The 21,397-nt window shown below is 53.5% G+C and carries 17 protein-coding genes and 3 tRNA genes; 10 read left to right on the top strand and 10 right to left on the bottom strand.

Annotation, left to right across the window (positions count from 1 at the left end):
• Positions 1 to 108: 108 nt before the first annotated feature.
• Entirely contained in the window at positions 109 to 1,152 is a 1,044-nt protein-coding gene (locus tag B3M32_RS09110; RefSeq protein WP_290745701.1) for a M48 family metallopeptidase, read from the top strand.
• A 21-nt stretch (positions 1,153 to 1,173) separates the two neighbouring features.
• On the opposite strand, the gene B3M32_RS09105 is transcribed toward B3M32_RS09110, so the two are convergent.
• From B3M32_RS09105 to B3M32_RS09095, 3 genes are all read right to left on the bottom strand, one after another.
• Positions 1,174 to 2,460, bottom strand: a complete 1,287-nt coding sequence (locus B3M32_RS09105; protein WP_290745698.1) for a replication-associated recombination protein A — start codon at positions 2,458 to 2,460, stop codon at positions 1,174 to 1,176.
• Positions 2,461 to 2,571: 111 nt separating this feature from the next.
• On the bottom strand, positions 2,572 to 3,147 hold the full coding sequence (locus tag B3M32_RS09100; RefSeq protein ID WP_290745695.1) for a hypothetical protein: 576 nt from the start codon (positions 3,145 to 3,147) through the stop codon (positions 2,572 to 2,574).
• Positions 3,135 to 3,584 carry a hypothetical protein gene (locus tag B3M32_RS09095; protein ID WP_290745692.1) on the bottom strand — a complete coding sequence of 150 codons (450 nt, stop codon included), beginning with the start codon at positions 3,582 to 3,584 and terminating at the stop codon, positions 3,135 to 3,137. The genes B3M32_RS09100 and B3M32_RS09095 overlap by 13 nt, the downstream gene beginning before the upstream one ends.
• A 197-nt stretch (positions 3,585 to 3,781) precedes the next feature.
• Here B3M32_RS09095 and B3M32_RS09090 point away from each other — a divergent pair, with 197 nt between their 5' ends.
• On the top strand, positions 3,782 to 5,116 hold the full coding sequence (locus B3M32_RS09090; RefSeq protein WP_290745689.1) for a histidine phosphatase family protein: 1,335 nt from the start codon (positions 3,782 to 3,784) through the stop codon (positions 5,114 to 5,116).
• A 126-nt stretch (positions 5,117 to 5,242) separates the two neighbouring features.
• On the opposite strand, the gene B3M32_RS09085 is transcribed toward B3M32_RS09090, so the two are convergent.
• The 7 genes from B3M32_RS09085 to B3M32_RS09055 all read right to left on the bottom strand — a co-directional run bounded on the left by B3M32_RS09085 (position 5,243) and on the right by B3M32_RS09055 (position 12,854).
• Positions 5,243 to 7,240: a carbohydrate-binding domain-containing protein gene (locus tag B3M32_RS09085; protein WP_290745686.1), complete on the bottom strand. Its 1,998-nt coding sequence runs from the start codon at positions 7,238 to 7,240 to the stop codon at positions 5,243 to 5,245.
• Between the two features lie 133 nt (positions 7,241 to 7,373).
• Complete coding sequence (locus tag B3M32_RS09080) at positions 7,374 to 8,669, bottom strand: hypothetical protein (RefSeq protein ID WP_290745683.1); 1,296 nt, start codon at positions 8,667 to 8,669, stop codon at positions 7,374 to 7,376.
• Complete coding sequence (locus B3M32_RS09075) at positions 8,669 to 9,055, bottom strand: hypothetical protein (RefSeq protein WP_290745680.1); 387 nt, start codon at positions 9,053 to 9,055, stop codon at positions 8,669 to 8,671. Before B3M32_RS09075 ends, B3M32_RS09080 begins: the two co-directional genes overlap by 1 nt.
• Before the next feature lie 71 nt (positions 9,056 to 9,126).
• Complete coding sequence (locus B3M32_RS09070; protein WP_290745677.1) at positions 9,127 to 10,581, bottom strand: sigma-54 interaction domain-containing protein; 1,455 nt, start codon at positions 10,579 to 10,581, stop codon at positions 9,127 to 9,129.
• Positions 10,578 to 11,705 (bottom strand): serine/threonine protein kinase, encoded by a 1,128-nt coding sequence (locus tag B3M32_RS09065; RefSeq protein ID WP_290745674.1) that lies wholly within the window; start codon positions 11,703 to 11,705, stop codon positions 10,578 to 10,580. Before B3M32_RS09065 ends, B3M32_RS09070 begins: the two co-directional genes overlap by 4 nt.
• 3 nt (positions 11,706 to 11,708) lie before the next feature.
• Positions 11,709 to 12,407 (bottom strand): tetratricopeptide repeat protein, encoded by a 699-nt coding sequence (locus B3M32_RS09060; protein ID WP_290745671.1) that lies wholly within the window; start codon positions 12,405 to 12,407, stop codon positions 11,709 to 11,711.
• A gap of 24 nt (positions 12,408 to 12,431) precedes the next feature.
• Complete coding sequence (locus B3M32_RS09055; RefSeq protein WP_290745668.1) at positions 12,432 to 12,854, bottom strand: acyl-CoA thioesterase; 423 nt, start codon at positions 12,852 to 12,854, stop codon at positions 12,432 to 12,434.
• A gap of 70 nt (positions 12,855 to 12,924) precedes the next feature.
• On the opposite strand from B3M32_RS09055, the gene B3M32_RS09050 reads away from it, so the two are divergent.
• The 8 genes from B3M32_RS09050 to tuf all read left to right on the top strand — a co-directional run.
• Entirely contained in the window at positions 12,925 to 14,334 is a 1,410-nt protein-coding gene (locus B3M32_RS09050; RefSeq protein ID WP_290745665.1) for an FISUMP domain-containing protein, read from the top strand.
• Between the two features lie 80 nt (positions 14,335 to 14,414).
• Complete coding sequence (locus B3M32_RS09045) at positions 14,415 to 15,290, top strand: fibrobacter succinogenes major paralogous domain-containing protein (protein WP_290745661.1); 876 nt, start codon at positions 14,415 to 14,417, stop codon at positions 15,288 to 15,290.
• Positions 15,291 to 15,579: 289 nt separating this feature from the next.
• Complete coding sequence (locus B3M32_RS09040; protein WP_290745658.1) at positions 15,580 to 19,323, top strand: InlB B-repeat-containing protein; 3,744 nt, start codon at positions 15,580 to 15,582, stop codon at positions 19,321 to 19,323.
• A 96-nt stretch (positions 19,324 to 19,419) separates the two neighbouring features.
• Positions 19,420 to 19,950: a hypothetical protein gene (locus B3M32_RS09035; protein ID WP_290745656.1), complete on the top strand. Its 531-nt coding sequence runs from the start codon at positions 19,420 to 19,422 to the stop codon at positions 19,948 to 19,950.
• Between the two features lie 142 nt (positions 19,951 to 20,092).
• A tRNA-Thr gene (locus B3M32_RS09030) sits at positions 20,093 to 20,165 on the top strand.
• 8 nt (positions 20,166 to 20,173) lie between these two features.
• Positions 20,174 to 20,256 (top strand) — tRNA-Tyr (locus B3M32_RS09025).
• A gap of 43 nt (positions 20,257 to 20,299) precedes the next feature.
• A tRNA-Thr gene (locus B3M32_RS09020) sits at positions 20,300 to 20,371 on the top strand.
• A 22-nt stretch (positions 20,372 to 20,393) separates the two neighbouring features.
• Positions 20,394 to 21,397 (top strand): elongation factor Tu (gene tuf, locus B3M32_RS09015; RefSeq protein ID WP_290745653.1); only part of this gene is annotated, 1,004 nt, incomplete at its 3' end.

Here is a 21,397-nt window from a genome sequence, read left to right as displayed (position 1 = left end):
GACCTACGGTCCTACAGACGAAAGAGGGTGTAGGGTATAAAAACATAAAATGTTACTCTAGCAAATTCTATCGTCTATCGTCTTTCGTCTTAAGCGAAGCGAATCTAAATGAAATACGTCGGTATCCAGACCCAGATATGGCGGAATAACCGCAACAGCGTTATCCTGTTGTGCATGTTTCCCCTGATTCTTCTCGGGATGGTGCTCCTCGCTATAATGACGCTCGATTTTATCGGGTGGTTCTGCTGGGACGGCGTTTGCCCGCCGGGTTTGCAGGCGACTACGTTCCACTGGGATATCATCTGGCATTACTTCAAGGATGCCATGCCCTTCACGCTTAGCATGACGGGGCTCTGGTTCATCATCGCCTATTGCACGAACACCTCCATCATCCGCCATATCACGCACGCCAAGCCCGTGGAGCGCAAGGACAACCTGCGTGTCTACAACATCGTGGAGAACCTTTGCATCGCGGGCGGTATCGAGATGCCGCAAATCAACATCGTCGAGGATTCGAACCTGAACGCCTATGCGAGCGGTATCGATATCCCGTCGTTTACCATCACGCTCACCACGGGGCTTATCGAAAAGCTGAACGATGCGGAACTTTCGGCGGTCGTGGGCCACGAACTCACGCACATCAAGAACCGCGACACGCGCCTGATGGTGGTGTGCATCGTGTTCGTCGGGATTTTTGCGGCCATCCAGTCCATGTCCATGAGGATGCTCGGGGCCCTGCTCCGCGGTTCGCGACGTTCTTCTAGCCGAAGGAACAACAAGGGCGGTGGAGGAGCCATCATATTGGAAATCATGCTCCTCCTGATAGCCCTCATTATCTGGAGTTCCATCGGCTATTTCTTCAGCTTCATGACACGCCTTGCCATATCGCGCAAGCGCGAATACGTGGCCGATGCAGGTGCCGCCGAACTCTGTGGCGATCCGCTGGCGCTTGCCTCTGCGCTCAAGAAGATTTCCGAGGCGCCGGGGCTTGCCGACGTGCAACGCGGCGATGTCGCGCAGCTCTATATCATTCATCCCGACGAGGAATTCGACAACAACATGAAACTCTCGGGCTGGGTGGCCAAGGCGAACATCATGTTCTGCACGCACCCGGATACTCCGGAACGCATCAAGATCCTGGAACAGTTCTAAAGGGCCGGGCGGATTTTTCCTTTATTTTCCGTTGCGCTCTTTTTTAATCTGCTTGAGTTGCGCGAGGCGCTCGCCCAGGGCTTTTTCTTTTCCGTAGGGCTTGGGCTGGTAAATCTCGGTGCCTTCGAGCTGTTTGGGCAGGTGCTCCTGCGCGGAGTAGGCGCCGGGGCTGTCGTGATCGTACTGGTAGTCGTTTCCGTAGCCGAGCTTTTCGCCCACCTTCGTCACGGAATTGCGGAAGGCGCGCGGTACGGGGAGCGTGCCGGTCTGCTTCACGATGGAATCGGCCTTCATGCCCGCAAGTTCCAGGCTGTTGCTCTTGGGGGCAAGCGAGAGGTACACTGCGAGTTCGTCGAGGGCGATGAGGCCTTCGGGAATCCCCATGAAATCGTAGGCCTCGCGAGCGGCGGTGGCCAGCAGTAACGCGTTCGGGTCGGCAAGGCCGATGTCTTCCATACTCATGCGCATAAGCCTGCGCAATATGAACCGCGGGTCTTCGCCGCCCTGCAGCATGCGGTGCATCCAGTAGAGGGCGGCATCGGGATCAGATCCGCGCACGGACTTGTGCAGGGCGGAAATCAGGTTGTAATGCTCTTCGCCGCTCTTGTCGTAACGCAGCGGCTTCTTGTACTGGAATTCTTCCAGGAGTTTCTCGTCGATGATTTTGCGGTCACCGAGATTCTTGCCGATCCATTCAATCTGGTTCAGCAAGAAGCGTGCGTCGCCATCGGACTGCGCGATGAGCTTGTCTACAACCGCGTCCTCGACTTCCACGTCTTTCAGTTGCAATCCACGCGGGTGGTCGCGCAATGCGCTAAAAATCAAAGTGCGCAAGTCTTCCTTGCTGAGCGGCGCAAACAATATCAGCTGGCAGCGGCTGAGTAATGCGCTGTTGACTTCGAATCCCGGGTTCTCGGTGGTGGCGCCTATGAGCGTCACGGTGCCGTCTTCCACGGCGCCGAGCAAGGCGTCTTGCTGGCCCTTGTTGAAGCGGTGGATTTCGTCGATGAACAGGATGGTGTCCTGGAACAGCCCCTTCATCTTGCGGGCGTCAGCCAAGACTTCCTTGACTTCCTTGACGCCGCTTGCGACTGCCGAGAGTGCGACGAAAGCTTTCTTGGTATGCTGGCGGATTACGTGGGCGAGGCTTGTCTTGCCGCAGCCCGGCGGACCCCAGAAAATCATGCTCGGGACGTTGTCGTTCTCGAGACTCTTGCGCAACAGGCTCTGCTCGCCCAGAATCTTGTTCTGGCCAAGAAATTCGTCCAAATTCTGCGGACGGAGTCTTTCGGCGAGCGGCTGGTCCATATGTCTAGTGTCTTTTGCTATGTACAAATGTACACTATTTGAATGGCTCTGTCAAGCCATTCCATCTGCAAAAGTTTGCCCCGCGACACCGGCTCGGCAATTTTACAGATGTTACCAGGGTAAATTGTATTGAAGGTTGAGTCCCAAGCCGCCCATAAGAGCATGGTCGACACCGAAGTCATTCGGAATATGGTGGAACCCGTATTCGATTGTATGGTAGTTCGCCGTTAGGCCGACAAAGAATTTTTCGTTGATTTGATAGCCTAGGCGATATTCGTAACCGATGGTGACGTGGGTCCCAAAACTTCTAAAGAAGAGTTCGTCATCTTCGTCGGTAATCCCGCTTGCCGCAAACATGATTCCCACATAAGGAGAAAATTCCAGCATCACGTTGAAGTAGGTGACGGACCAGATCATGGGCTTAAAGTAGACTTCCCAAAGGGAAACGGTTCCGTCTCCATCGGAATGGGAATAGCCGAACCGGTCGATACCGAGCGCGAGCTTGTAATCAACGAGGTTCTCAGGTTCGTTGAAGAATCCCGCCTCGAGAGACCAATGGATGATTCCGCCGGGTTTGTAGATGTCGTTTTCCGATTGGATGCGGCTATCGCCAATGGATGTCGACACGTAGGCTGCGCTTGCGTGGACGGCACAGAAAAGGAGGATTGCAAGGATTATTCTTTGCATAGCGTCCATCCTTTACTGTCTTGCTTTATTTTTTGGAGGTCGTCAAAATTTTTGGGAATGTCTCCCTGCATGTAATTGTACGGGAAGTATCCGTCTTTTGCAGGCTCCACGGACACGTTAGCCGTGTCGTAATGGGTATACTCTAAATCCCAAGAAAGATTTTCAGGAGAAGGAATGACTCCTGGGGGATTGTTTCGACTAAAGAATAGTCTTGTCTCTCTGTAATAGAGGGTATCCTGGATACATTCTTTGGTGCAGTACATGGAATAATTGCCGGAAGCGTAACTGAAGTCACCGGCATCTTCTGTGTACCAGCAGCCCTGCAAATCGTCTAGAGTAATGTGTTCGAGGGCATGGTTCTCTCCGCCGGCAACGTAGGGGCAGCCTTGCAAGAGGACGGCCGATAAAACTAGAGCGAAAATCTGGAAGAACTTCATATGGCAACGAAATATAAGAAAAACTGGACAATATCACACGATGGCAATACAAAAAACCGCTTTTTGGGGTGATTGCTAGGTTATTTTGGAAGTAAAAAAGTCTTGAACCCGACCTTGACGTTGTAAGATTTATGAAATATATTTGTATACAAACTAACCGATAAACCTTAAGTCGCGAAAGCGACGGAGTTGTATAAATGAAATCAAAAATCATGAAAGTACTGGCGGGCCTTGCGTTTGCCTCTATCCTGGCGGCATGCGGTGATTCCGACAGCAGTTCCGCGAACCCCGATAGTGTCTCGGTGCGTGACTCGGTGGTAATCTACGATAGCCTCAACTGGATCGATACCGTCCGCGTTATCGACAGCTTGCGCATCAAGGACAGCCTGCGTATTAAGGACAGCGTTCGAGTCAAGGACAGCATCCGCTTTGTCGATAGCCTGCGCATCAAATACAAGGATAGCCTGAACATCATCGACAGCTTGCTCATTCACTACATCGACAGCCTCCGTTACATCGATACCCTCCGTTTCATTGATAGCATCCGTTACAAGGACAGTACCCGCGTAATCGATAGCCTGAATATCATCGATAGCCTGAACATCATCTTCAAGGACAGCACCCGCGTCGTGGATAGCATTGTTACGCTTTCGGCGGAAAAAATCCTGGGCAAGTGCAACGCCGAAAATGCTGGCCAGCTGAAGTTCGTCGAAATCAACAGGGAAGACCGCTATTACTATTGCGATATGGGCACGCACCTCTGGAGGATTGCTACCGAGGAAGAGGTGATGAGCGCCCTCAACGACAAGTATGTGCGGCAGTCCCGCGTGATGGATTTTGTCCCGCTGGAAGATGTTCTTGCCAAGGTGGCTCCGGACGAACAGGTAATCGTTGTAATTCGCCATGCAGAACGCGATGATGATCTCTCCATAGCGAGTGCGTTGACGGATCTCGGAGTAGCCCAGTCCCAGGAACTGGGGGAGAAACTGATGTTCAGCCCGGAAATCTACTATGCCGGCTCGCAGTATCACCGTACCCACATGACGTACAACAATATTGCCAAGGGCCGCGCTGACTACGATACGCTCGGCGATACCATGGCCGTGTTGAACGAAGGCTGGTTCACAAAGAGCTTCGATAGCTACTATATGACCCTCTTTAGGGAAAACGATGATGGAAGGGGTGTCATGACCAGGTGGGCGGCCGAGGGCGGCTACACCGACGTTTTCTACGACGTGTCTCCCCGGTTCGCCGCATTGCTGGAAAATCACCTTATGCCGGCATTGAAGCGCTCCAAGAAGCAAGTTGGCCTGTTCGTCTCGCACGACGTAATGATTATCCCGATGGTGTCGTACATATCCGAAAGGAGAATTACGATGAAGTACTACCTTGCCAAGCAGGGCAAATGGGACGGCGACAACTGGCTGAACTACCTGGCCGGTATCGCGATTTTATTCAAGCCGGACGGAACCAGGGTGTTCTATGCGGTCAAGGGCCTCGACTCGGGCACGATGAAACTCCCGATAGAATAAGCGGCCGGTCTTAAGTTTTATTCGTTCACGAATTCAAATTTGGCAAAACTTGCGGGCAGCTCGCGTGACGGGCGCCCGTTTGTTTTACCTGCATTGCAGGTATTGTATGCATCTTGACAGGGGGGATTATTTGTAATAGTATGTCATTCCGTTGGCAAGTTCCAGGGACTTCATGGAACTCACGTCTACGGTAGAAACGCTGTTGCCTACATCGTTGCTGTAGATGACCATGCTGCCCGAAACGGAGGGTTTGAACGCTGCGTTGCTGGAACCGTAGGCAGTCCCCGCCGTGACAGTCATGGAGCTGCAGTTCACGAGGCTTTCGGTCTGGCTCCCGAATCCGAGCAAGACTCCTCCCGTGACACTGATGCCGGAATCCGTATCGATGATGCCGCCGCTCATGTTGGTGGAGCAGGAACCCGTACTGGAGCCGCCCTGGCCGGGTCTTCCGCCCATGCCACCTCCCATGCCGCCGGAACCGAGTTCCAGAATCAGGACGCCGCCGCTCATCTTGACGTTTCCGTTGGCATCGAGGACATCCACGTCGTTGCCTGCCGCATAGAGGTAATGGTAACCGCCGTAGACTTCGATGTAGCCTACCGATCTCGAAGCGGCGCCGCCCCCTCCGGGGCCTCCCCACTGGGAGCCGCTGGACGTAGAGCCGTCGGCACTGCCGCCCGCCGCATTCCAGCCGTCATCGCTTGCGACAACGGCCGTCTTGCCGCCCTTGGCAATGATGTACCAGGCTTCGAATCCTTCGACGGCCTTGGTGACGTTCACCGAGCCCGCATTGAACATCAGGGTAGAATCGGCGTGCACGCCGTCATCGCCGGCAGAAACAGTCGTCTCGCCGCCATTGAAATAGATGTTCATGTTGGAATGGATGCCGTCGTCGTTGGAGGTCACGTTCAAGATGCCGGCATTGACATGGATGAAGTTGCCCGAAACGATTCCCTTGCCGCTGGACTTTACTGTTACCTTGGGAGTCGATATGGAGTCGGTAAAGATGACCTGGTTGAATGCCTGGATGCCATCATCGCCCGCCTGGATAGAGAATTCTCCGCCGGCAATCTCGACGATTCCCTTGGTGGCATCGGCAATAACGCCTTCGTCCTCGCCCTCGTCACTCTTGATGCCGTCGCCTTCCTTGGCGACCAATGTGTAACGGCCACCCTCGATGTCCACGGAATTCTTTCCTTTCAGTGCGTTGTTCTTGGCCGTCACGTTGATCGTGGGGACATCCTTGATGCGCAAGTCATCGGTGGTGTGGATGCCGTTGTTGTAGTTGCCCGTGATGGTAAGCGACCCGTTGCCTTTGAAGGTGATGTCTTCTTTGGAGTAGATGACGCCGCCGGTCGTGTCCACCTTGGCGCTTCCGTTCTTGGTGTAGCTCCAGGTCTTCGCGCGGCTGGATGCGTCCTTGAGGCTGTTGGTCGTGCCGTCCAGGAGGACAAAGAAGACCTTGTCGGCGCTCTGCACGTAGATGGGGGCGTCAGAGGCGCTGGTGAGATCCAGGTTGTTGAAGTTGAGATAGACTTTCGCGTCTTCGCTGGCCGCAACGACTACCTGGAAATCGTTCGATGTCCCGGAGAGATAGTAATTGCCGGCGCAGGTAATGGTGGCGATTTTCCCGTCTACGTTGACGCAGGAACCGTTGTCGTTTTCTACGGAGAGCCCGCTCGCGCTAAAGACGAGCTTCAGGTCGCCTTCGGCTTCCTGGTAGACTGCCGCTTCTCCGGAGGACTGTACTATGACCTGCTGGCTAGAAGTCGGGTCGTACACTATGGAAGACGAAGAACGTGCGAACGGCGAAGTCGCCGAAGAGAGGAAGGTCGCCGAAGACTGCCTCGCTTCGGAAGCCTGCTGTGCCGCCGAGGACGTCGTAAACGTTGCCGATGATTCCAGTGCTGGTCCTGTGGGGTCAAGGACTGTCGTGCCAGAAGAGTGAATCGAAGACGAAGATGCGAAGGAGACTTCCGTGGAATCCCAAATGGAACCCGTATCTTCTTGTTCGGTAAGGGCGGTGCCATCTTCTGCGGAAGACACTGCGCTGTCGCTGTCGCCGCAGGCGCTGATAATGGCCGCTACGGCTGTCATGGGGAAAATGAATTTTTTTATTGACATAGGTAACCTCTTTTTTCAAAAAATACCTATGAAAAAATCCCCATAAGGAACTTTTTTTGGCTAATTTCGAGACGGGAAATTTTTTATCGGAACGATTTGTCCCGAATGCGACGATTGGTTCCGAAAAGCCCTGTTACCAGTCCAGTTTCATTCCCAGCTTGAGTTCCCATAGCGACGTGGATCTGGACAGGATTCCCTGATAGGATTCCGGGATATCGAAGTAATGGCGGAACGTGTTTTCTGCACCGACATAGAAGGTCATGATGTTCGGCGACCAGTAAAGAGTCGGCCCCCACAGCCCGGTAAGCTTGCTCATCTCTTCGTAGCTGCTGTTCGGACCGTCGAGTATAATGCCATAGAAGATGTTCGCGGCGATTTCTGCCGTGATGTTGTACTTGAACTTGTACGAAATTCGCCCTCTCAGGTAAGGCCCAATCCACTTGACATTGTATTCAGGATAATCTACCGTGTTCCAGGTGGAATCTTCGGGAGGAGGCGCCTTGCGGTCGTCAAAGTCTCCCTGCTCGCCAAAGTCCCGCTGTCCGTCGAAGCCGTTCGGATCTCCGGAAAAGTCGGGATTCCCGAAACGGTATGGATCGTCATAGAAGCTGGAATCCCTGGGAAAGTCTGGATAGTCGGGAGGCTTTCCGTAACCGCTGTTCTGGATTGCCTGCACCCACGCATCGTAATCGAAAACGTCTTCGGCGATGAACCTTGCTCCCACGAACAGGGCCACGTTGAATCCGCGCGGGCTGAACCGGCGCCACGAAGCGAAGAGGCTTGCCGCAAACTGCCGTTCCCATTCTTCCGATATCGAAAGCGCAGCCCCGAACTTGTTCTTGTCGAAACGGAAAAAGCTCTTTTCGAGCCATCCGTACATGAACGGGTACCATTCTTTTTCGTTGAACTTGAAGTCGATTCCGGCGCAGACCAGAAAGCTTTCGCCGACGAGGTCGTATTCGACGCCGGGAGCCAAAGCCCACTTCGCGGAATCCAGCGAAGAGATAGTATCGCCCAGGAAGGCGTTCCCGGAAAAATTCAGGATAAAGGAATGTATCAGGGAACCCGCGGTGTAATTCGCAAAAAGGGACAGGCCGAAATATGTTTCGGCACCGTTGTCCTTGACATCTTCGTAGCCGCCCGATTCCTCGTAATGCATCCCGTGAACAGAAACGTCTCCCCGCAGCCTGAAGCTGAAAGGAGACTCGTCCATGCCGAGGGCCTGGTAATATTCTTTCAGGATGTCCCTGATTTCGTCGGTGTAGGGCCCGTCGATTTCCGCGGCCTTTTCAAAGAGCTCGATGGACCTGGAAATTTCGCCCGCTTCTTCGGCCTTCATGGCTTCGTAGTATACGGCCTCCTGGCTTTCTGCGAGCAGGCGTGAAGAAAGCAATAAAATCGCTATAGTCGCTATAGCCTTTATCCGCATTACCGGCCCATGTGATCCCTTCTTCTCGGGGGCTCACCTTGATCCCGCATCGAATTCATGTCATGGGAATCGGGCCGTCCGTAAAAAGGGGCGGGCTCGCGGGGCATTTCGTCTCGATTTCTGGAGAGGTCCTGGCGGATGTTCTGGCGTTCTCTTGCCGGGGATTCCCGCAGCCTGGAAAGGATTTCTTCTCTGGCCTGCTTGCGTTCTTCGCGCATGCGCATCCAGTCTTCACGTTCTTTTTGCCCAAGATTCGGGGATTCCTTGGAAAATCCCTGTCTTTCGGCCGGAGTCGGAACATCGGACTCGGGTACGGAGGAATCAACGGCGGCAAAGGAAAGTGCCGTCGTGAAAAGTATTGCTGATATGAATTTTGTCGTCTTCATACTGTTTCTTCCGCAAAAATCGTGCCAATGATGACCCTGTCGTTTAATATAGTTTTTTTGAAGGGGAAAAACTAACCTTTGAAATCCTCTTTCTTCAGGCCTAGCCGTTCCATGATTTCGCGGAGCACCTTCCTGTCGATCCCGAGAATCGTGGCGGCCAGGGTCAGGTTCGCTCCCGAATCCCGGAGTGCGTTGCCTATGACTTCCCGTTCTACCGCCTCGCGGGCTTCTTTCAACGTCCTCGGCGATTCCTTGGAAACTTTCTGGATGTTTTCCAGTCCGAGGTCGCCGGGCTGGATGACTCCGTGGACGGCCTGCACTAGGGACTTTTGAATCTTGTTCTCGAGTTCGCGTACGTTGCCCGGCCAGTGGTAGCTGAGCATGGCCTTTTCGGCGTTGCGGCTGAACTTGAACTTGCCGCGTCCGTATTCGGCGCTGTAGCGCTTGAGGAATTCCTCGGCGAGCAGAAGCACGTCCTGGCCGCGTTCGCGGAGCGGCGGGACCTGGATGGGCATGACCTGGATTCTGAAGTACAGGTCTTCGCGGAACTTCTTTTCGCGTACGGCTGCTTCCAGGTCTACGTGCGTCGCGGAGATGATTCTCACGTTAACGGGAATCTCGCGGTTGTCGCCCACGCGAGTGATGTGCTTTTCTTGCAGTACGCGCAAAAGCTTTACCTGCATGTTCAGGGGCAGTTCGCCGATTTCGTCGAGGAATATGGTGCCGCCGTCCGCTTCTTCGAAGTATCCCTTGCGGTTGTCGATGGCGCCCGTGAAAGAACCCTTGGCGTGCCCGAACAGGAGCGATTCGATAAGGTATTCGGGAATGGCCCCGCAGTTGACCGCGATAAAGGGCTTCTCGCTTCTGGGGCTGTGCCGGTGCAGGTAGCGGGCGAAGACTTCTTTCCCGGTGCCGGTCTCGCCGCGGATAATCACGGGGAGGGGGAGCGGGGCGAGGCGGTCTGCCAGGGTTACCAGGTCTTCCATGATCTTGGAAGAATAGACGATGCCGTCCTTGCGGACCACGTTCTTGAGCACGTCCAGCGATTCCTTGTCGCGCAGGCGGTCAAAGGCTGCGAAGGTGATCTTTTCGCAGACCGTCACGAAGGAATCGAAAAGTTTGCTGTCCGTTTCGGTAAAGGGTTCTTCGCGGGCCGCCCTTTGCAGGTACAGGTATCCGGATTCCGAATCCGGCGTGCGGAACGGCGATACCATGATGCTTGTGAGCTGGTTCTGGACAATGGACTTGGAAAGGTCGGCGTTGTCGTCTTCCAGCTGGTTCCACACGATGGCACGGTTTTCGGCCTTGGCGTGCTTGACTGCAGAAATGGAGATGGCCACCTTTTCGGGGTCGGCGTAGTGGAGGGGTGTTTCGCCCCCGATGTCGAGCACTGCGGCGTCCGCGCTTAGGACTTCCCTCGCGATATTCAGGATTTTTGGAAAAAGCATCCCCGGCTCCTGTTCGTCCAGGAGTATTTTCACCACATCGAGCATCTTTTCGGTGGCGACAAGGGATTCTGAATTCATCGTTCACTCTCCTCGGGAGAAAGCTTTTTCAGTACGCCTTCCAGGTCGGGCATTTTTTCGGAATCCGGCATTCCCATCTCGTGGCTACGGGATTTTTGCAGGAGCGCTTCGCCCGTTTCGTCTATCGACGGGGATTCGCCCCTGGCAAGGAACACGCAGATTGCCGCTATAACAAGAAAAATAAAAACGGCGGCGGCCAAAAGGCCTTTTTTCAGGGGAGATTTTTTTTGCTTTTCTTGCTCGAAAAACGGGAATTCGACGTTTTCGAGAGGTTTCGTCCCGTTTTTTTCCAGAATCCCGGAAATTGTGACGCCCATCAATTCGGTTTGGCGGGCCAGGTGCACTCCCTGGCCTCCCTGGGCGTCGAGCGCGATTTCCAGGAGTTCGTCCAGTTCTTCCAGGTTTTCCAGGCGGCATTCCGGGTCTGCGGCGAGCAGGCCCTTCCAGAGGGGTTCCAGGAGCGAAAGGTCTTCGGGTTTTATGGCGAGCCCGGAATCGATTTTTCCGTAAAGGATTTTGTTTGGATTTACTTTGTCTGTACTCCGGAGTTTTTCGCGGATTTCGTCGAAGTCCCTGCCGTCAAAGAGTTGCTCGCCGGTGAGCCAGAAAAAGAACAGCGCTCCCAGGCTGAACATGTCCGCCTTTTCGGAAGGCGGCTTGCCTTCGATACGTTCCGGTGCCGAAAATTGCAGCGTTCCCGGCCCGCAGATGCCGAAGTCGAGCAGTACAGGATTTCCGCCGTTGTCAAGGAAGATGTTGTCGGGGCTGATGTCCCCGTGCGAAACCCCCTTCTTCTGCAGTTCCGCAAGCGTGGTGACAACGCGGCGAAGGGTATGCAATGCAAATGCGAGGGGCATCGGCGAAAGCTCGCGGGAACAGACGCCGTCTATGTAGTCGTACAATATGTAGGCGCTCCCGTCGATTTCGCCGTATTCGGCGATGCGGTAGGTTCCTGCGACAGTGCTATCGGCAATGGCTCCGATGATGCCAGTATCGAATGCGGTGCCGCTATTGTATAGCTTGAGCGTGTATGGCTTGCCCGAAACGCTTTCGACCTTGTACAGGGCCGCTTCTCCGCCCCGATGCAGCAAGAAGCCGCGCGATATGGAACGGACGATGTTCATAGGCTAGAGCTTTCCGGCATCGATCATGGCTTTCAGGGAGTCTTCGGCGATACGGGTCCAGTGGAGCAAAGTAGCGTTCTGCGCATCTTGCTTGAGCCCCATGGACCATATGTCCCAGGCCGATGAAACGTCTCCTTCTCGCCAGTAGAGGTTACCCAGGTTGATGTAGGCCGAAAGGAACCGCGGTTCCCTGGTAATGGTGTAGATATAGAGGTCCCTGGCTTCTTCGGTGCGTTCCAGGGATTCGAGAATCAGTGCTTTCAGGTTGAAGCTGAAGTAGTTCAGGGAATCGAGCGCAATGGAACGTTCCAGCAGCGGGAGCACGTTGGCCCTGGAGTTTTCGCCCAGGGTGGCCTTGGCCAGGTAGAACAGGCTGTTGGAATACGCTTCCCGTATCTTGAAGGAACTGTCTACGTTCCAGAGGACCTGGAATTCCTGGACGGTCCGTTCCCACAGGGGTGCTGCGCCTGCCTTGATGCGTTCCTTGTCTTCGGCGATGGCGTAATACGAAAGGGCGAGTCCGTAGCGGGCGTCGCGGTCCAGGGGGTTGTCGTCCAGTACGGCCGAAAAGTTGCTGACGGCACGTGCATAGTCCCCTATGCGCAGGGCGTCGTTACCGCGACCTGTGCGGTTATCCTTGCAGCCGCCCAGAAGCGACAGCAAAAAAACAAGGGCAATGAAACAATGCGCTTTCCGGAACATACCTATAATCTATAAAAAGATTGGCTAGGTGGGAGATTCTTCGCCCGTTAAACCGAATTTGCTGAATCCGCTGGGCAGTTCGCGGGTGGGCCTGCCGTCCTTCATCATGCAGTGGATGGTGTAGCCCGTGGTGCAGAGCTTGCCGTCGACGAACACCTTGTAAAGGAACTTGAACCTCACGCGGCCTTCCCTGACGAGGGTCGTCTCGACATCGACGAATTCGCCATAGTGCGTGGGCTGCTTGTATTGCACGTTGAGCTCGAGCACCGGGCTCATGAACCCTTCGGCCTCCATCTGGGCGTAGCTGGCGCCGGCGACCCTGAAAAATTCGGTGCGGGCCTGTTCGAACCATACGGGGTAGACGGCATGGTGCACGACGCCCATCTGGTCGGTTTCCGCATAGCGGACTTCGATACGTGCTGTATAGGTGTTGTTGATGATTTCCATGACGTAAATATAAAAAAAGGAGCTGAAAGAGGTTTGTGAATATATATATTAAGTTATAGGTGCTCCGTATATGCGTACGCTTAAAAAATACTTGTCCGTGGCAATCTTTGCTTTGTTCGCCGCCTGCTCCGGCGACGACTCTGCAAGCAGCAATGAAGTGGAATCGTCCGATGCCCCGTACAGTCTCGAGGCGTCTTCAAGTTCTGTCGGGAGCAGTTCCTCGTCTTCGGAGGAATCCTCGTCCAGCGGGATGTTCGTCGTGGACGAGCGCGACGGGCAGGTCTACAGGACCGTGGTTATCGGCGACCAGGAATGGATGGCGGAGAACCTGAACTACGATGCGCCCAATAGCCGCTGCGTGAATGACAGCTGCAAGTACGGACGGGCGTATACATGGGGCTCGGCGATGGATTCCATGGGAGTATTTTCCAGGAACGGCGAGGGATGCGGCCAAGGCTTGGACTGTACCCCTGCATATCCTGTTCAGGGGCTGTGCATGAAGGGGTGGCATCTGCCCGATAGCTCTGAATTTGCACGCCTGCTGTTGACTGTAGGGGGAGATGCGACTGCATCGTTCGTCCTTAAAGCGGAAAACGGGTGGCCCGAAGGTGAAAATGGTTCAGACAAATACGGTTTTTCAGCTTTCCCAACGAATTCCTTTGGAACCTATTTTTGGTCTTCAGTTGGAACGACGGATAGATATGCCTATATACTTCTTTTACAGGATAAATATGATAATGGCAACATTAGTTTTGATTATAAAAAACTCGTTAATTCCATCCGGTGTGTCAAGGGTGCTGCATCGGGTGACACCAGCTTTATCGGCAAGCTGAGGAGCCCGTCGGGCAAGCAATACGTGACCTTCGGGACGATGACGGACGAGCGTGACGGGCAGACTTACAAGACGGTAAAAATAAACGCTCAGACCTGGATGGCGGAAAACCTGAACTACGCTTACCTGCAACCGACAGAAGATTTGGATTCCTCGAGCTGGTGCTATGACAACGACCCCGAGAACTGCAAGAAATACGGGCGTCTCTACCTTTGGTCTGCCGCCATGGACAGCGCCACGTCATTCAGCGATGGAGGCAAGGGACATGGAACTTTTGATATGTATAGTCGGGAGAATGTACCTACACGGGGTGTATGCCCTGATGGTTGGCATATCCCGACCGTTCCCGAGATTGCGGAATTGATTCAGGTTGTCGAAAATAAAGACTCCTTGAAATCATCCACCGGATGGGGGGATGGATATAACGGTTCCGACCATTACGGATTCAATGCAATTCCTACAGGATTTCATTCTGAATTTCATGATGAGTTTATGGATTCTTCAGTATATTGGGGGGAGTTTAAGGGAACAGCTTTTTGGAGTACGGGTTGTTCTTCAGTCGCTATTGGAGAAACTGCTGATTCAGATGGTTTCGTTTATTGGGATGAGTATGTCGCCTATTCCGTCCGTTGCATAAAGGATGAATAGCTGACACTTGTTGTTTCTGCATTATACGGAGAAAACTTTTCCCAACCAATAAATATATATTGCTACCATAGGGGCTCCGTATGCGTAAGTTCGATAAATATCTGTCCGTGGCGATCCTGGCCTTGCTTGCCGCCTGCTCCGGCGACGACTCTGCAAGCAGCAATGAAGTGGAATCGTCGTCCAGCGAGGTTCTACCGGAGTCAAGTTCGTCGCCGGTCAGCAGCTCATCGATTGTCCAAAGCAGTTCTTCCATTGTCGCCGTTCCTTGCAAGACCGAGACGGAAGACAATTGCAAGTACGGCACATTGGTAGACGAACGTGACGGACAGACTTACAGGACCGTGATTATCGGCGAACAGGAATGGATGGCCGAGAACCTGAACTACGCCTACCTGCAGCCCACGGCGACCCTTGATTCATCCAGCTGGTGCTATGACAATGATCCCGAGAACTGCGAAACGTTTGGGAGACTTTATCTGTGGTCTGCGGCAATGGATAGCGCGGCTTTGTTCAGTGAAGATGGAAAAGGGTGCGGATTTGCGAAATCTACAACCAGCGGTGTTGAAATCGTGTATAAAATATGCATGAATGACTCTGTTCGTGGAGTGTGCCCTGAAGGATGGCATTTGCCGTCAGAGGATGATATTTTTATATTAGAAGATGCTGTAAGCGATTCGTCTTTGTCGTTTAAATCAACTAGTGGTTGGGATGAAGGATGTAATGGAATAGATGCGTATGGAATGTCCCTCATGCCGACGGGTTTCTATCGTACGCAATTTAGTCCAGATAGATTCTCTGGCAAAGGTAGCTATGCGTTATTTTGGACTTCTAGTGAAGTTGGCATTAATCAAGCTGCAGGAGTGCAAATAAGTTGCAGTTATAGTACTATTCTGATTCCAGGGGGGACCAGTGATAAGAGTGACGCCTATTCCGTCCGTTGCATAAAGGACGAATAGTCGACACTTCACTTCTTATTTCTGCATTGTACGGAAAACTTTTTTCTGAGAAGTTTGTTCGGAAGGCTGTAAAGCTCTTTTTACATCGGGCTCGCCGTAACGATATATTTACAGGGGCCGGAGCCTTATTTTGGACCGGCTTTAAAAGCCGTTTTCCCCGAAATTGCTTTTTTTCGCCCAAAATCGCATTGCAGTGTTTTACAACGCGAATATATGTGATCGTCTTCACAAAACAGCAATAAATAAGCACTTTGTATACTAGCTAGCTATTTTATCAGGAGAAACAAGGATGCTAAAGAGTCGACTCGTCTTTTGCATGGCGTTTGCGTTCGCCGCCATGGCGTCTGCCGCAACCACAATCACCCCTAAACAGCCGGAACTGAAAAACAACTGTTACCAGATTTCGGATGCGGCCGAACTTTATGGCTTTGCCGCCATCGTGAACGGGGATCCCGACTTTCCGTACGACGCTACAGCCTGCGGCAAGCTCACGAAGGACATCGTGGTGAACCAGAACGTGCTCAAGTCCGACGGAACGCTCAATGTGGCGGACACGGCGAATTTTGCAAAATGGAAACCGATGACAAATTTTGCCGGCAACTTCGACGGTCAGAAACATACGATATCCGGCCTGTTCTTCTCGGATACGACGAGCAAGGCTTTTGATAATTTCGGGTTCTTTGGGGCGATAGTCGGCTCGGGTTCGTTCGTTGTAACCGTGCAGAATTTCGGCTTGGTCGACTCCTATTTCGGTACCAACAATGGCTCTGTCGGCGGGATTGTCGGAAGAATGTTGGAATACTCGAAGGCTACGATTTCCAATGTATACAGCCATGTTTCGATACATGCCCATGGCAGCTCGGCGGCATCTGGCGGCTTGATCGGCACTGTTGAGCAATGGGCCGAGGTAAACCTGAAGAATGTCTATAACCGCGGTTCTCTTGTCAATGATAATTACTATGCGGCCGGTTTGATAGGGCATGTTATGAAGAACGGCCTGGCGAACGTCGAAAACGCTTATAATGTCGGCTCGGTCAAGAGCAGGCTCTCTAGTTACTGGAAATCCCTGGTAGGTAACAAGGCCGGAACTCTTAGCCTAGTGAATACGTATTGTGTGCGCATTGCTGGCCGTACCGAATATGGCGGAACTCCGACGTCTATCGAAAAGTTCAACAACGGCATGGTGGCGCTCGCCCTGCACGAAGGCGAAGGCGGCTCTGTTTGGGGGCAAGACGCCGAAAAAGACGAATATCCGAACTTCTCGGGCGTAATCAAGAATTCCGTTGCGAAAAAGTACAATGTGGTTTTCCATACTTTCGAAGGCGATACGGCTAGCTATTTCAACTTCTACACCACGGGATTCACGAAAGTGCTCCCTGCGGATGTTGTGCAGGAAAATTCAGGATTCCTGGGATGGTACGACAATAGCGCTTTTGAAGGCGAAGCGGTGACGGCCATAGATTCGCTGGCTACGGGCGACAAGGAATTCTGGGCCAAGCTCCGGAAGTCGTTCAAGGTGACGTACAATACGAATGGCGGGCAAATTTTGACGGGCAAGGTCGATTCCTATACGGAAACTGAAGGGGCGGTTCTCCCGACGGAAATGTACCGCGACAGCAGTATTTTTGCCGGCTGGTACGACAATGCCGAGCTTTCGGGTAAGCCCGTTGCCGCGATTACGACGGATGATACGGGCGACAAGACGTATTATGCGGCATGGTTCAAGATAGCGATGCCCGCCTTGGACAAAACGGACGATTGCTACCAGATTTCGAATGCCGCGGAGCTTTACGGCTTTGCCGCGTACGTGAGCGGAACGCATAGGATGTACTATAATGTCAAGATGCCCTCTGTCTGTGGCAAGCTTACCCAGGATATCGTGGTAAACGAACATGTGCTGAATGACGACGGTTCGCTGGACAGCCTGAATATGGTCTCGTTCCTGGTCTGGAACCCGATTGATTCTTTCGCCGGCACGTTTAACGGGCAGGGTCATACGATATCGGGCCTTTACAATAGCAAGAATGGCGATGCAACTAGAGGATTCATTAACAAGGTTGGCCTTGAAAAGGATTCTGTCGTCATCAAGAACTTGGGAATCAAGGACACGTATTTTTCCGGATCTACAGATGTGGCCGGCATTGTCGCGCATGTGCTGGATAAACGCGATTGGAACATCCAGAAGTCGGTCATGGTAGCGCTGATTATGGACAGTTGTTATTTCGAAGGAACCCTGGCCGCCAACTATGCGGGCGGTCTCGTTGAAGAAGTTACGGGAATACTGAAAATCCGGAACTCCCATGTAGGCGGGAAAATATCGTCTGAATACGGAAGCGCCGGCCTCGTGGCTGAAATCGCCGGCACGGTAACGATTGACGACAGCTACAATGCCGCCGATCTCTTTACGCAAACAGCATACGCGGGCGGCCTTGCCAGTTATATAAAAACTTCGTATGCTCCGTATTCGAGCCTGAACATTGGCAATAGCTACAATACGGGCAACGTGGTTGCCAAGGCCAAGTCTGCGGGCCTTGTCGGTTTTATTGAGAGGTCTTCCACCAACAACATGACGGTTGTAAATATCATTAACAGCTACAATACAGGCGATATAACGGGCAATTATGCCGGTGGCCTTGTCGGCTCTTCCGAGAATTCAAAGTTCAGTCTTGTCCAGAGCTATAATGCTGGCGATGTGTCTACTACGCAGAGCAACGCCTATGCGGGCGGCCTTGTTGGCACAATAGATGGGGAAGGTGTTGTTGCCAACAACTATAACCTGGGCAAGGTGTCCCATCCCACGGCTTCTTGGTGCAGGGTGGGCGGGTTGATTGGCTCGGGCGGTATCGCGACGGTCATGAACAACTATAGCATGGGCGAATTCTCTATTGCGGAAGGGTCCTATTGTATCGCGGATTACGTTGTTGCAAATGCGGCGAAGAGTTTTGTCGGCGAGCACAACTTCTTCTTCAAGACGGTCGATACGCTTTCGACAAGTAAGTACGGCATAGGCGCGACGGCCGAAGCGTTTAAGAACGACTCCGTAGCTACAGCCTTGCACGACTATGTGCAGAAAGATGGCGAAGGCCAGGAGGTCGATGGCGGAGTCAAGGGAACGGCCTGGATTCAGGGCGACGATTACCCGATTCTTGTGACCAAGGATTTCTTTGTCGTGACGTTCAACGCGAACGGCGGCAAGCTGGAAAGCATGACGACGACCTACAAGTATGGTGTCGGTCTCGTTCTTCCGATTCCTACGCGTGACGGCCACATATTCAGGGGCTGGTATGCGAGCAAGAACCTGGAGGGAACCGCTGTCACCGAAATCACGGCAAAGGATGCCGGAGACAAGTTCTTCTATGCCAAGTGGGAAGTGAAGGAATTCAAGGTGACGGTCAAGGTGAACAACGCCGAATGGGGCCATGTGACTGGCCTGAACGAGACGGGCGTGTACAAATATGGCGACAATGTGTACCTGACTGCGGTTGCGGATAGCGGCTATTCGTTCGGCTACTGGGAAGACGATATTCTCAACGACCGCGCCAGCCGCAGGTATACGGTCGCAAGCGATACGACTCTTACGGCCCATTTCGACCCGATTACCCCGGAAAGTTCCAGCAGCATTGCAAGCAGCTCCTCTGTGAACCCGCCGAAGTCCTCTTCGAGCTCGGCGAAGTCCAGCAGCTCTGCAAAGTCCAGCTCCAGCAGCGCGAAGAGCAGCAGTTCTGTCAAGTCCAGCAGCAGCTCTGCAAAGTCCAGCTCCAGCGCGGCATTCTCTTCGAGCGCCAAGAGCAGCTCCAGCAAGGAATCCCTGCTTGTGCGGTCGGCTGTCCCGCACTTCTCTGTCGAGACGGTCGGTCGGACGCTCCAGATTGCCGGTGCCCGCGAAGGCAGCGCCTATGCTGTGCTCGACATGCAGGGACGCGTCCTCCGTTCTGGCAGGGTAGGGGAGTCGAGCTTCTCTATACCGGTTTCCCAGGCGGGGAGCTACCTGGTCCGCGTCGGGCTTGAAACGCGGCGCGTTTCTGTCCGGTAGGCGATTTTTTGAAAAAATGCGGAAATGCCCGGCTTGTCCGGGCATTTTTCTTTAGTTTGCTACGTTATTTCAAAAAAGTTATATATTGTATTTTGTATGAAACAGACACGATTTTTCTCTATTCTGGCGTTCTGCGCCCTGGTTTTTACTGCTTGCGACTCCGGTTCTTCTTCGGGGACCGACGACGCGGAAGACTCCGAATACGGCAAACAGCGTTACGAAAAGCATTATGAAGGTGACGGGGCTTCGGCCGACTGCTATGTCTATGTAAAGGGAAACCTGTATTCTGTCTTGATGAGGCAGGATTTCGGCTTTATGGGGAAGGTGACGGTGCTGTCCCAGGTGACTATCCAGAGCCCCATGGTGATGCGCGACGAAGTCGGCTTTTTCGGAACCCTGGATGCCGATGTCCGCACGGATTACTGCGATCAGGAGACGGAACTGTATCAGGACAGGCTGGGCGGGACGGTCACGTGTACCAAGGACCGCATTATAGCGGAAGCCGTGATCGAGGACGTGGAACAGGACGATCTGAACGAGTCCCGTAGGGGGGCGGTAAGCCGGTTGAGCGACTCTTGCGACGATTTTATCCACGGCTTCCGGATGTCCATGATGTCTGAGGAGTAATTTTATCAACAATCTATTAACATCTTTAGCTCATTTTGTTTACGTCTTTTTTGCGAAAAAGAAAAAAAAACAAATTTTTTTGCGCTAAATGCTTGTTTTTCATTGACAAAACCCCATAAATCTTATTAAATTTGGCTCACTTGCCAAAGTAGCTCAGCTGGTAGAGCAGCTGATTTGTAATCAGCCGGTCGTAGGTTCGATTCCTATCTTTGGCTCGAAAAATGGGTCGTTGCCCGAGTGGTTAAAGGGGACGGACTGTAAATCCGTTGGCTTACGCCTACCGTGGTTCGAAACCACGACGGCCCACGCAACAAACCGCCCTATGGTGTGAGAGCACCATAGGGCTTATGCCCAGGTAGCTCAGTGGTAGAGCACTTCCTTGGTAAGGAAGAGGTCTCGGGTCCGACTCCCGATCTGGGCTCTCACTAATTGGAGATAGAATCATGGCAAAAGAACATTTTGACAGAAGCAAGCCGCACTGCAACATTGGCACCATCGGCCACGTTGACCACGGTAAAACCACTCTGACCGCCGCAATCTGCACGACTCTCGCAGCCCGCGGTCTCGCCGCTGCCAAGCGTTTCGACGAAATCGACAACGCTCCGGAAGAAAAGGCCCGTGGTATCACGATTAACACCTCGCACGTGGAATACACCACTGCCAACCGTCACTACGCCCACGTCGACTGCCCGGGGCACGCCGACTACGTGAAGAACATGGTGACCGGTGCTGCCCAGATGGACGGCGCCATCCTCGTCGTTGCCGCCACTGACGGCCCGATGCCGCAGACCCGCGAACACATCCTCCTCGCCCACCAGGTTGGCGTGCCGAAGATCGTCGTGTTCCTGAACAAGTGCGACATGGTCGACGACCCGGAACTCCTCGACCTCGTCGAGATGGAAGTCCGCGAACTCCTGTCCAAGTACGAATTTGACGGCGACAACGCCCCGATCATCCGCGGCTCCGCCCTCAAGGCCCTCGAAGGCGACTCCGCCTACCAGGACAAGATCATGGAACTCATGGAAGCCTGCGACACCTACATCCCGCTGCCGCAGCGCGAGACCGACAAGCCGTTCCTGATGCCGATCGAAGACATCTTCACGATCACGGGCCGCGGCACCGTCGCTACCGGCCGTATCGAACGCGGCGTCGTGCACCTGAACGACAAGGTCGAACGCGTCGGCCTCGGCGAGACCGTCGAATACGTCGTCACGGGCGTGGAAATGTTCCGCAAGCTCCTCGACGACGCCCAGGCGGGCGACAACGTCGGCCTCCTCCTCCGCGGCGCCGAAAAGAAGGACGTGATCCGTGGCATGGTTCTCGCCGCCCCGAAGTCCGTGACTCCGCACACCGAGTTCAAGGCCGAGATCTACGTTCTCACGAAGGACGAAGGTGGCCGCCACACGCCGTTCATGAACGGCTACCGTCCGCAGTTCTACTTCCGCAC

It is taken from the genome of Fibrobacter sp. UBA4309, from assembly GCF_002395745.1.
Lineage (GTDB): Bacteria > Fibrobacterota > Fibrobacteria > Fibrobacterales > Fibrobacteraceae > Fibrobacter.
Note: the sequence above shows the minus strand (reverse complement) of the source record. Positions and strands in the feature narration are given on the sequence as shown.

Bases quoted from the DNA above. Each gene is read 5' to 3' on its own strand.
- B3M32_RS09110 (WP_290745701.1), top strand. From the start codon at position 109: ATGAAATACGTCGGTATCCAGACCCAGATATGGCGGAATAACCGCAAC.
- B3M32_RS09105 (WP_290745698.1), bottom strand. From the start codon at position 2,460: ATGGACCAGCCGCTCGCCGAAAGACTCCGTCCGCAGAATTTGGACGAA.
- B3M32_RS09100 (WP_290745695.1), bottom strand. From the start codon at position 3,147: ATGCAAAGAATAATCCTTGCAATCCTCCTTTTCTGTGCCGTCCACGCA.
- B3M32_RS09095 (WP_290745692.1), bottom strand. From the start codon at position 3,584: ATGAAGTTCTTCCAGATTTTCGCTCTAGTTTTATCGGCCGTCCTCTTG.
- B3M32_RS09090 (WP_290745689.1), top strand. From the start codon at position 3,782: ATGAAATCAAAAATCATGAAAGTACTGGCGGGCCTTGCGTTTGCCTCT.
- B3M32_RS09085 (WP_290745686.1), bottom strand. From the start codon at position 7,240: ATGTCAATAAAAAAATTCATTTTCCCCATGACAGCCGTAGCGGCCATT.
- B3M32_RS09080 (WP_290745683.1), bottom strand. From the start codon at position 8,669: ATGCGGATAAAGGCTATAGCGACTATAGCGATTTTATTGCTTTCTTCA.
- B3M32_RS09075 (WP_290745680.1), bottom strand. From the start codon at position 9,055: ATGAAGACGACAAAATTCATATCAGCAATACTTTTCACGACGGCACTT.
- B3M32_RS09070 (WP_290745677.1), bottom strand. From the start codon at position 10,581: ATGAATTCAGAATCCCTTGTCGCCACCGAAAAGATGCTCGATGTGGTG.
- B3M32_RS09065 (WP_290745674.1), bottom strand. From the start codon at position 11,705: ATGAACATCGTCCGTTCCATATCGCGCGGCTTCTTGCTGCATCGGGGC.
- B3M32_RS09060 (WP_290745671.1), bottom strand. From the start codon at position 12,407: ATGTTCCGGAAAGCGCATTGTTTCATTGCCCTTGTTTTTTTGCTGTCG.
- B3M32_RS09055 (WP_290745668.1), bottom strand. From the start codon at position 12,854: ATGGAAATCATCAACAACACCTATACAGCACGTATCGAAGTCCGCTAT.
- B3M32_RS09050 (WP_290745665.1), top strand. From the start codon at position 12,925: ATGCGTACGCTTAAAAAATACTTGTCCGTGGCAATCTTTGCTTTGTTC.
- B3M32_RS09045 (WP_290745661.1), top strand. From the start codon at position 14,415: ATGCGTAAGTTCGATAAATATCTGTCCGTGGCGATCCTGGCCTTGCTT.
- B3M32_RS09040 (WP_290745658.1), top strand. From the start codon at position 15,580: ATGCTAAAGAGTCGACTCGTCTTTTGCATGGCGTTTGCGTTCGCCGCC.
- B3M32_RS09035 (WP_290745656.1), top strand. From the start codon at position 19,420: ATGAAACAGACACGATTTTTCTCTATTCTGGCGTTCTGCGCCCTGGTT.